The sequence below is a fragment of the Aneurinibacillus danicus genome, assembly GCF_007991215.1.
Classification (GTDB): domain Bacteria; phylum Bacillota; class Bacilli; order Aneurinibacillales; family Aneurinibacillaceae; genus Aneurinibacillus; species Aneurinibacillus danicus.
Map to the genome: position 1 here is coordinate 1 of NZ_BJXX01000155.1, position 10,185 is coordinate 10,185.

Below are 10,185 nucleotides of genomic sequence, written 5' to 3' on the forward strand. Positions count from 1 at the left end.
TCGGTGAAAATAATACTAGTAGCTCTTTTGTATTTGTAATATCATACTATATTTCAATATATAGGAATATATAGTGTTTTAGAAGAGGTAAGATGAGGTGAGATAGGAAAATTACAACCCTCTATTCGGTTGTGAGTGGTTACATAGTGGAAAAATATATAAACCATATACAGGTATTTATAACGGAACGGAGCTATAATATTTCTGGAACTGTTACAAACTCTAGGTGAGCAGCTTTCAATGCCTTAATAACACCAGGAAGCGCCTGAACCGTGCCTGTTAAATCGCCACCTTTGCCGCTGGCACTGTGGAGTAAAATGATTGAACCGGGCTTTGCTTGTCGTAAAATATTCTGCGTAATTTGTTTGGCAGATAACTGCTTCCAGTCCAAAGAATCAACATCCCAATGGACTACAGTATAACCATGTTTATGTAACCACTTGAGTTGCTGCTTTGTCGCTGCTCCATAGGGTGGCCGGAATAGCCGTGGATTATAGCCAAGGAGAGGTCGAAGGACTTCTTCACTTTTTTTCATTTCCCATTCAAACCGATCGCTTTTCGCTTTTAAAAGATTGAGATGGGAATAGGTATGCCCGCCAACTGCATGTCCTTCATTTTTAATGCGACGTACGATTTGAGGATATTTTTGTGCTCTTTCAGCCATTAGAAAGAAAGTGGCATGGACATGATGTGCTTTCAATACATTGAGAATTTGCGGGGTAAACAACAAATCCGGACCGTCATCGAACGTAAGGGCTATTTGACGTTTTGCCCGTGAACCGGAAAAGACCATATTGCCAGGATATGACTGCAAACTTGAAAGAGAAACAGGTACCTGTTTGGCAAATGCGAACAAAGGATTACATGACGGTTTCTTCATTATCACACAGCCTACTCCCCATGCAAGGAAAAAGAATAGAACAATACAAGTTATTTTTCTCATTGTCTACCCTCATTTTCAAAAAAATTGTATGCTTAGTATGCTTTTCCCTTTGTTTTTTATTCCTTAATACATTTTTCAATTGAAGACAGACAACGTCTCCTAAAGAATGTTGTATTTTTGAAAGGATAAAATAGGAGATAGCTACGAGGATTCCTCCATTCCCCGCTTTTCATAAAACTAGAGTTCCTGTATTTTTCCCCCAGAAGGAAAGGTTATAATAAGGGTGTTGTACATCCCATGTTGTGGAAATGATAAGCGAAGAAGGAGGCGCAAGTGATATGGATATGAATCGTTTTACACAAAAATCGCTGGAGGCGATTCAGCAGGCGGAGACGAAAGCGCTCCGGTATGGCAATCCGGAAGTGGAGACGGAACACCTGCTGCTGGCATTGCTGACGCAGCACGAAGGATTGCTGCCGCGCCTGCTGCATAAAATGAACATATCTCCCGAAAATCTTACCCGGGAGATCGAAAAAAGACTGGAGCAAAAACCGCGCGTATCCGGTCCGGGCCGGGAAGCGGGCAAAATCTATATCAGCTCCGGCGTAAACAATATTTTGCTGAAAGCCGAAGACGAAGCGAAAGCGATGCAGGATGAATATATCTCTATCGAACATCTTTTCCTGGGAATTCTGGAAGAAGTACAGAAAACAACAACGCTGCGCAATCTATTTGCAAGCTATGGCATTACCCGAAAGGCGTTCCTTGCGGCGGTAAATGAGGTGCGGGGCAATCAGCGCGTAACAAGTGCCACACCGGAAGTGACCTATGAAGCACTGGAGAAATACGGCCACGATCTTGTGGAAGAAGCACGCAGCAACAAGCTGGACCCGGTCATTGGCCGCGATGCGGAGATTCGCCACGTTATCCGTATATTGTCCCGCAAAACGAAAAACAATCCGGTGCTTATTGGTGAGCCGGGCGTCGGAAAAACGGCAATTGTTGAAGGATTAGCCCATCGGATTGTACGAGGGGATGTACCGGAAGGCCTGCGTGATAAGCGCATTTTTGCGCTCGATATGGGAGCGTTAATCGCAGGAGCCAAATACCGCGGTGAATTCGAAGAACGTCTGAAAGCGGTCCTGCAGGAGATTAAGCGCAGTGAAGGGAGAATCCTGCTGTTCATTGATGAGATTCATACGATTGTCGGCGCTGGCAGGACAGAGGGCGCAATGGATGCGGGCAATCTGCTCAAGCCCATGCTGGCGCGCGGTGAGCTGCATTGCATTGGTGCTACGACGCTGGATGAATACCGCAAATATATTGAGAAAGACGCAGCGCTTGAGCGCCGGTTCCAGACGGTTATGGCCGATGAACCGACGGTGGAAGATACGATTTCTATTCTGCGCGGCCTGCGTGAGCGCTTCGAAGTGTTCCACGGCGTAAAAATCCACGACAATGCGCTTGTCACGGCGGCGGTGCTCTCGCATCGTTACATTACGGACCGTTTTCTGCCGGACAAAGCCATTGATTTGGTGGACGAGGCGTGTGCGATGATTCGTACGGAGATTGACTCGATGCCGGCAGAGCTTGACGAGGTAGCCCGTCGCGTCATGCAGCTTGAAATCGAAGAAGCGGCATTGAAGAAAGAGACAGACCCCGCGAGCCGCGAGCGTCTCGAGCAGCTGCAGAAAGAGCTGGCCGAGCGCCGTGAACGCTTTGCGACGATGAAGGCGCAGTGGGAGGGAGAGAAGCAGGCGCTGCAGAACATCCAGAAACTTCGGGAAGAGATAGAGCAAATTCATCTGGCGATTGCCCGGGCAGAGCGGGAGTACGACTTGAACAAAGCCGCAGAGCTTAAATACGGCAGACTGCCGGAAGCGGAGAAGAAGCTGCAAATCGAAGAAGAGAAACAATCGGCCCGTAAAGGTGAAGAGGCTTTGCTGCGCGAAGAGGTAACGGAAGATGAAATTACTCGCATCATCTCGCGGTGGACCGGTATTCCGCTTTCCCGATTGGTGGAAGGAGAGCGGGAGAAGCTGTTGAAGCTGGATCGAATTTTGCACGAGCGGGTCATCGGTCAGGATGAGGCGGTAAACAGCGTAGCGGATGCGATTATCCGGGCGCGCGCCGGAATCAAGGACCCCAGACGTCCCATCGGTTCATTCATCTTCCTTGGTCCGACCGGCGTCGGGAAAACGGAACTCGCCAAGACACTGGCTGAGACGCTGTTTGATACGGAAGAGAATATTGTACGCATTGATATGAGCGAATACATGGAAAAGCATAGCGTGTCCCGTCTGATCGGCGCGCCGCCTGGCTATGTCGGATTCGAGGAGGGCGGCCAGCTGACCGAAGCGGTACGGCGCAAACCATATTCGGTTATTTTGTTTGACGAAATCGAAAAAGCGCATCACGATGTGTTCAACGTGCTGCTGCAGGTGCTCGATGATGGTCGGATTACCGATTCGCAGGGACGGACGATCGACTTTAAGAACACGGTTATTATTATGACGTCCAATATCGGGTCAGCCTTTCTGCTCGATGGAATTACGGAGAATGGCGAGATTAAAGACGCTGTCCGCGATCAGGTTATGAGTGAATTGCAGATGAATTTCAGGCCTGAGTTCTTAAACAGGGTAGATGAGATCGTGCTGTTTAAGCCGCTGACCCCGGCCGAAATCGGCGAGATTGTTAAGTTGCTGATTATCGACTTGAAAAAGCGTCTGTCCGAACGCAATATTGGACTTGAATTGACCGATGAGGCAAAAGCGTATATCGCCAGGGAAGGCTATGATCCGGTCTATGGTGCACGCCCGCTTCGCAGATTTTTGCAGCGTCATCTGGAAACGCTCATCGCCAGAACGCTGATCGGTGGTAAAGTTATGGATGGCTCCATGCTGACTGTAGATTATAAAGACGGGAAGCTGGCGTTGGACTGGAAAAATTCTTCCGACACAGAAGCATAGTAAGAGCATAAATATGCCCTCGCTTTTCGTGTGAAAGGCGAGGGTTTTTGTCAGTGGAGATAGGGGCTGAGCTGATCAATGGTGCTCTGCAGCTTTTCGGCTGCTTTGGTATAGACTTTTTTTGTTTCCGGATTCTTGGTTTCCAAAGCGAACATTTCAAAATCGGCTTGGGATTTTTTCAAGGAAGCGAGAAGCAATTGATTTTGGCTTGGCTGGGGCATTTGGAGCTGGTCGTTGTACAGATCAAGATACAATTGCCCGAAGGCATCGACTTGACCCATGAACACGTTGTCCAGCTTCACGCCTGCTTTCTCCAGTTCGGTATTCAGCCAGTCGGTGTTCCGGCCGCTTGCACGGAGCGGGTCAAGCATAATCTTCCCATCCATGATGACGGTTTCCGGCTCTTGTTCCTCAGGCAGGTTTAGCTGCAGATCTTTTATTGTGGCCGCCTGCGCTTGTTTTTTCGCCATAACGCTGAGATGGCCGCTTGTCTCCAGCATGGCGAATTCTACGTCGGCCACTTTGAATACTCCTTTTAGGCGCAACTGCTCAAGGAGCTCATCCGTAGTAATATGTTCCTTCTTCATGTTGTCTTCCAATATTTTGCCTTTTTTAATGAGCACAGTGCCTTTGCCTTCAAACAGGTCGCGAACAAATTTGCTTTTTAATGAAAGATAATCAATAAGAAGCGGAATGACCGCAAAGATAATCAAGCTTGTATAGCCATGAACCAGATTGCTTTCAATGTCCGTTGCGATAAACGCGGCAATATCACCGATAGTAATGCCGACTATGTATTCGAAAAACGTCAGCTGCGCCAACTGTTTCTTGCCGCTTAACCGCGTAATGACAAACAGGGTCACAAGGGCGAAAAAAGCACGCAGCGCGATTTGGATAACGTCCATCGTCCTTCACCTCGTCAGAATGTAACGAGGGTGAGCCGCTGACTCACCCTGCTGTCTCATGCTTAGAACCCTTTATATTGGGGCTCTTCTTGTTCCAGCTGCTGGATACGTGGCTCCAGCGCATCGATAATGGCTTGTGTTTGCTGAGCGTTCTGAGTGAAAAGCTGCTTCGCCTGTTGATTTTGTGTGCTTAATGCGAAAGTTTCCAGGCTTGCCTGCGCGCTTTTCAAGCTTGCTAATGCCTGCTTTACTTGTGCTGATACTGTCATGACTCTCACCTCCACAACAAGTAGTATGTGCTTATCCTCTCGGTTTAAACACCAAAGCGCCTAAAAATCCGAAAATAATTGCGGCCGAAATCCCCGCGCTTGTAACCTCAAAAATTCCGGTAATAATCCCCACCAGACCATCGGTTTGCATCTCCTGTATGGCACCGTGGACAAGTGCGTTGCCAAAACTGGTAATCGGTACGGTCGCCCCTGCGCCGGCAAATTTAATGAGCGGTTCATACCAACCAAATCCGTCAAGAATGGCACCGGTAACCACGAGGGTAGACATTGTATGGGCAGGTGTCAGCTTTCCGACATCCATCAGCAACTGTCCAATGACACAGATCATGCCGCCTACTACGAAAGCCCAGAAAAATATCATCGCATATACCTCCTTATTCGCATGATTATTGTTCGATGGCGACCGCGTGTGCTACGCAAGGAATGCTCTCGTTCTGCTGGTAGCTGAGCGGAGAGAGAAGGGCGCCGGTCGCTATCACAAGCATGCGCTTCCATTCTCCGGCCCGCAGCCGCTTGAGAAGATGGCCGTACGTGACCGTAGCACAGCAGGCGCATCCGCTTCCGCCGGCCTGAACGTCCTGTTTATCGCTATAAATCAGTAAACCGCAGTCCGTCAGCTTGCTCTCAGGAACGTTGATATTATGTTTTTCAAACAAATCGCGGGCGATAGCGTGTCCAACCTTCCCTAAATCGCCGGTAGCGATAATATCATAATGATCGGCGGTAATCTGCAGGTCACGGAAATGTGCTTCGATGGTGTCTACTGCCGCCGGAGCCATGGCCGCCCCCATGTTGAACGGGTCACTGATGCCCATATCAACCACTCGTCCGATGGTCGCCGAGACGATGCGCGGACCCGCGCCGGAAGCAGCCACAACCGCAGCACCCGCACCGGTAACCGTCCACTGGGCGGTAGGAGGTTTTTGCGAGCCATATTCCGTCGGGTAGCGGAATTGCTTTTCGGCTGTAGCATTGTGGCTGCATGTTCCCGCAAGGGCATACTTGGCCGCACCGCTATCGACGAGCTGTGCGGCGAGCGCCAATCCTTCCATGGAAGTGGAACAGGCGCCGAAGATACCGAGATATGGCACGCCTACCGTCCGGGCCGAGAAGCTGCTTGAGATAATCTGGTTCATTAAATCGCCGGCCAGAAGGAAGTTAATATTTTCTTTCTGGATGCCCGCTTTCTTGACGGCTGTGTCGCAGGCGTCTTCCAGCATTTTTTTCTCCGCTTTTTCGAAACTGTCCTGTTCGAGCCAGAGATCGCCGTACAGCAGATCGAAGTCATCAGCCAGGTTTCCCTGGGCCTCGAACGGTCCGCCGACGGCTGCTGAGGAGAGAATGACAGGTTTGTTCTGAAACATCCACGATTGGTGTCCCTGAAGCATTATGACATCCCTCCTATCGCCGACCAGGCCCACTTAAGAAGTCCGATCACAAACGCTGCGAATACGCCGAAGACAATGACGGAGCCGGCCAGCTTAAACATTTTGCCCCCTACACCCAGTACAAGACCTTCGCTTCGGTGTTCCATTGCGGCTGAGGCGATGGAATTGGCGAATCCAGTCACGGGGACCGCCGTGCCGGCACCGGCATACTGGGCAATCTTGTCATAGACACCGAATCCGGTCAGCAGGACGGAAATGATGACAAGCACGGCAACGGTCGGATTGCCGGCCGTTTTTTCCGTAAAGTTAAAGTACGTCATAAAAAAATTTTGAATGAATTGCCCGAGCAGGCAAATAGCACCTCCAACGAAAAAGGCGCGTATCACATTTTTGACGACTGGTCGAGCGGGCTCATGCGCTTGGGCGAATGACTGATACTCAATCTGCGTCGGGGTGAGTTTCTTGTTTTTCGCTTTGTTTCCCATGAAATTCTCCTCCTATAAGTTTATTCAGCTACGTCTTATTTTGGGGAGAAACGGAATTTTCATGCGTGGGACGGGGAAATCATGAGAAAAAGAAAACGCGAGACGGCGGGAGTGGGTGCGCGTCTCGCGTTTTGCCATATGTTTCAGTTCCTGTGGTGCTCGGCTCTCGCTATTTATTTTCTTTCGCTTTGGCGAGTTTCGCTTTCATCTCGTCGCGTTTGTCACGGCGATCCTTCAGGGAAGCGTGTTCTTCGGCTTGTTCATACTGCTTGCGTTTGTTCATGCGGCGCAAGCCTTCCGGTACCAGGTTAAATTTCTCGTCGTGCATGATTGCCGTGATGCCCACGGATTCTTTTTCTTCTGTAATACCGTACTGTTCGTTGAAGTAGGCGTCAGCGCGTCCCGGTACATAGTTCTTCGGCTCCGGATACGATGTGATAACTCCTTCGAAGTTGCGCAGCACGACTTTATCCGGACTTTGCGAAATCATGTAGTTCGGCTGGAGCGCAATCTTACCGCCGCCGCCAGGAGCGTCGACCACAAATGTCGGTACAGCGTAGCCGGACGTATGGCCGCGGAGTCCTTCGATAATTTCCAGGCCTTTGGATACCGGTGCACGGAAGTGGCCGATACCTTCGGACAGGTCGCATTGATAGATGTAGTATGGACGCACACGAATTTTTACAAGCTCGTGCATAAGTTTCTTCATAATCGGCACGCTGTCATTAATGCCCGCCAGAATGACGGCCTGGTTACCGACGGGAACCCCGGCATTTGCGAGCATTTCACATGCGCGTTTTGATTCCGGCGTAATTTCAAGCGGTGTGTTGAAGTGTGTATTCAGCCATACCGGATGATATTTCTTCAAAATGTTGCACAAGTTTTCCGTAATCCGCTGCGGGAATACGACCGGTGCGCGTGTACCGATACGAATGATTTCTACATGCGGAATGGCGCGCAGATTTTTCAGGATGTATTCAAGTACCGTATCATTAATTAACAAACCATCGCCTCCGGAGATAAGTACATCGCGTACTTCCGGTGCATTGGCGATGTAATCGATGGCCGCATCCAACTGCTTCTTCGGTACGCCCATGCCAACCTGGCCGGAGAAGCGGCGGCGCGTACAGTAGCGGCAGTACATAGAGCATTGGTTGGTTACAAGAAATAATACACGATCCGGATAGCGGTGGGTGAGGCCAGGTACCGGAGAATCTTCGTCTTCATGCAGCGGGTCTTCCAGGTCGTATTTCGTTTTCATGATTTCTGCAGAAACCGGAACCGACTGCATGCGTACCGGGCAGCGCGGATCGTCCGGATTCATCAGCGACGCGTAGTACGGTGTGATATTCAGCGGAATGGTCTGCGTAGAGATGCGTACGCCTTCTTCTTCTTCCGGCGTTAGATTGACCACTTTTTTCAGATCTTCTACGGTTTTAATTGTATGGGTAAGCTGCCAGAGCCAGTCGTTCCACTGCTCTTCCGTCACATCTTTCCATAGTTCGATATCACGGTAGTTGCGTGTTTTTGCGGGTGCTTTATGCCAGCCTTCGCCTGGAACGGGTTCTTTTACTCCTTTATTTAAATCTTTTTCAAGTAAGCTCATGTGCTGTACCTCCCTGGTATGTTCTCGTCGCATATTTATTGCAGCAAGATGTATGCCAAAGTGTAAAATATTCTAAAAATACTGATTTGACGGTGGTTACAAAAAAAGAGAGGAGAATTTTCTCCTCTCTTTTTGCTATAAAGAAGTGCAAAAAAACTTGCGATTCATGAATTTTTTGCTGCAAAAAATTTGTCTATAAATTGAATTTTTTCAACTTATACTGAAGTGCCTGGCGTTTGACACCGAGTGCATCGGCGGTTTTACTGACATTACCTTGATGAAGCTTCAACGCGCCTTCAATGATATCCCGCTCGATGCTTTCAATATAGGCGGGCAAATCCAGTGGGTAAGAGGGCAGGGGAGAATCTACGGATTGGGCGGGCGTGGAGAATCCAAACTCTGCAGGTGGATCAGTAAACTGCAGCGGCAGATGCCTTAGTTCAATCTTTTCCTCGTTTTCCTCGAGCATATTAAAGGCGGATTCGAGCGAATGGCGCAGCTCCCGGATGTTTCCCGGCCATGGATAACGCAAAAATACATTCATGACTTCTCTGCTAACACCTGTCACTTTCATTGCGAAAGTTTGGTTAAACTTCTCGATAAAATGTTTTGTTAACAATACGATATCTTCTTTACGCCGGCGGAGAGGCGGAAGTTCAATATTAACAACATTGAGACGAAAGAATAAATCTGAACGTAGAATATTATTTTTTAATGCCTCGTGCGGTCCGATATTCATGGCGGCAAGAATGCGTACGTTAACTTCCTGTTCCACGGCTCCGCCGACCCTGCGGACACGGCCTTCCTGCAGCACACGCAGGAGTTTGGCTTGCAGCATAATATCCAGACTGTTAATCTCGTCAAGGAATAGTGTGCCGCCGTTTGCCTGTTCGAAAATGCCGGGACGGTCAATGGCGCCGGTAAACGCGCCTTTTGTCGTTCCGAATAGTAAGCCTTCCATCAGCTCACGCGGAACGGCTGCGCAGTTCTGCGCAATAAACGGTTTGTCGCGGCGAATGCTGGCATTGTGGATGCTTTGCGCTATCAACTCTTTTCCAGTGCCGGTAGGTCCGCAAATAAGCACAGGAGAGTGAGTACGGGCCGCACGTTTGGCGCGTGTCAGCGCTTGCTGGAATAACGGACTCTCACCGATTAAGTCACTGAAATGATACTGTGTATCGTTCTGCGTGTTTTTCTTTTCTTTCGTTTTCTTATAGAGCTGCTGACGCAAATCCAACACCTGGTCGTTCAACTGGACGATGCGTGTGATGTCTTCCGCCAGCTCGACTGCACCGATGATTTCCCCGCCCTTGCGCAGTGGATACGTGCTATTAATCGACGTAATTTGCTTGCCTTTCATATTCATGTAGGTCTGTACTTTATCTACGATTTCTTCCCCTGTGCTGAGAACGCGGATGAGCGTGCTGCTTTCATTGGTCAGTGAGGGAAATAGGTCGAATACACTCTGGCCGATTACGTCTTTGCGGTCCAATCCGTCGATTTCCGCCATCGTTTCATTGAAAAATACGGTTGTTCCCTCTCTATCGACAAGATGAATGCCTACGTTAATAATACCGAGCAGCCATTCGAATTCTTCCGACCAGATCGCCGCAAGTTTAGACATACATATCACCTTTTTCTGTGAAAATTGTGAGGAAA

At 49.2% G+C, this 10,185-nt stretch carries 9 protein-coding genes; 1 reads left to right on the forward strand and 8 read right to left on the reverse strand.

From position 1 onward, the window contains the following. Nucleotides 1–193 precede the first annotated feature (193 nt). The gene (locus ADA01nite_RS16595; RefSeq protein WP_146811390.1) at nt 194–943 is read right to left on the reverse strand and encodes a polysaccharide deacetylase family protein; all 750 of its coding nucleotides are present in this window, start codon (nt 941–943) and stop codon (nt 194–196) included. Between the two features lie 278 nt (nt 944–1,221). On the opposite strand from ADA01nite_RS16595, the gene clpB reads away from it, so the two are divergent. Then, the gene (gene clpB / locus ADA01nite_RS16600; RefSeq protein ID WP_146811391.1) at nt 1,222–3,852 is read left to right on the forward strand and encodes an ATP-dependent chaperone ClpB; all 2,631 of its coding nucleotides are present in this window, start codon (nt 1,222–1,224) and stop codon (nt 3,850–3,852) included. Nucleotides 3,853–3,902: 50 nt separating this feature from the next. Here the strand turns inward: clpB and ADA01nite_RS16605 are convergent, their stop codons facing one another. From ADA01nite_RS16605 to ADA01nite_RS16635, 7 genes are all read right to left on the reverse strand, one after another. Beyond that, nucleotides 3,903–4,757 (reverse strand): DUF421 domain-containing protein, encoded by an 855-nt coding sequence (locus ADA01nite_RS16605; RefSeq protein WP_146811392.1) that lies wholly within the window; start codon nt 4,755–4,757, stop codon nt 3,903–3,905. A 62-nt stretch (nt 4,758–4,819) separates the two neighbouring features. Next, nucleotides 4,820–5,026 (reverse strand): DUF1657 domain-containing protein, encoded by a 207-nt coding sequence (locus ADA01nite_RS16610; RefSeq protein WP_146811393.1) that lies wholly within the window; start codon nt 5,024–5,026, stop codon nt 4,820–4,822. Nucleotides 5,027–5,057: 31 nt separating this feature from the next. Then, nucleotides 5,058–5,408 (reverse strand): stage V sporulation protein AE, encoded by a 351-nt coding sequence (spoVAE, locus tag ADA01nite_RS16615; protein WP_146811394.1) that lies wholly within the window; start codon nt 5,406–5,408, stop codon nt 5,058–5,060. Nucleotides 5,409–5,433: 25 nt separating this feature from the next. Next, nucleotides 5,434–6,435: a stage V sporulation protein AD gene (gene spoVAD, locus ADA01nite_RS16620; protein ID WP_146811395.1), complete on the reverse strand. Its 1,002-nt coding sequence runs from the start codon at nt 6,433–6,435 to the stop codon at nt 5,434–5,436. Then, nucleotides 6,435–6,920 (reverse strand): stage V sporulation protein AC, encoded by a 486-nt coding sequence (spoVAC, locus tag ADA01nite_RS16625; RefSeq protein ID WP_146811396.1) that lies wholly within the window; start codon nt 6,918–6,920, stop codon nt 6,435–6,437. The genes spoVAD and spoVAC overlap by 1 nt, the downstream gene beginning before the upstream one ends. Before the next feature lie 169 nt (nt 6,921–7,089). Then, complete coding sequence (gene kamA / locus ADA01nite_RS16630; RefSeq protein WP_146811397.1) at nt 7,090–8,526, reverse strand: lysine 2,3-aminomutase; 1,437 nt, start codon at nt 8,524–8,526, stop codon at nt 7,090–7,092. A gap of 193 nt (nt 8,527–8,719) precedes the next feature. Then, nucleotides 8,720–10,150 (reverse strand): sigma-54 interaction domain-containing protein, encoded by a 1,431-nt coding sequence (locus ADA01nite_RS16635; RefSeq protein WP_146811398.1) that lies wholly within the window; start codon nt 10,148–10,150, stop codon nt 8,720–8,722. Nucleotides 10,151–10,185 lie beyond the last annotated feature (35 nt).

Excerpts from the sequence above, each read along its gene's own strand:
- ADA01nite_RS16595 (WP_146811390.1), bottom strand. The coding sequence starts at position 943 with ATGAGAAAAATAACTTGTATTGTTCTATTCTTTTTCCTTGCATGGGGA.
- clpB (WP_146811391.1), top strand. The coding sequence starts at position 1,222 with ATGGATATGAATCGTTTTACACAAAAATCGCTGGAGGCGATTCAGCAG.
- ADA01nite_RS16605 (WP_146811392.1), bottom strand. The coding sequence starts at position 4,757 with ATGGACGTTATCCAAATCGCGCTGCGTGCTTTTTTCGCCCTTGTGACC.
- ADA01nite_RS16610 (WP_146811393.1), bottom strand. The coding sequence starts at position 5,026 with ATGACAGTATCAGCACAAGTAAAGCAGGCATTAGCAAGCTTGAAAAGC.
- spoVAE (WP_146811394.1), bottom strand. The coding sequence starts at position 5,408 with ATGATATTTTTCTGGGCTTTCGTAGTAGGCGGCATGATCTGTGTCATT.
- spoVAD (WP_146811395.1), bottom strand. The coding sequence starts at position 6,435 with ATGCTTCAGGGACACCAATCGTGGATGTTTCAGAACAAACCTGTCATT.
- spoVAC (WP_146811396.1), bottom strand. The coding sequence starts at position 6,920 with ATGGGAAACAAAGCGAAAAACAAGAAACTCACCCCGACGCAGATTGAG.
- kamA (WP_146811397.1), bottom strand. The coding sequence starts at position 8,526 with ATGAGCTTACTTGAAAAAGATTTAAATAAAGGAGTAAAAGAACCCGTT.
- ADA01nite_RS16635 (WP_146811398.1), bottom strand. The coding sequence starts at position 10,150 with ATGTCTAAACTTGCGGCGATCTGGTCGGAAGAATTCGAATGGCTGCTC.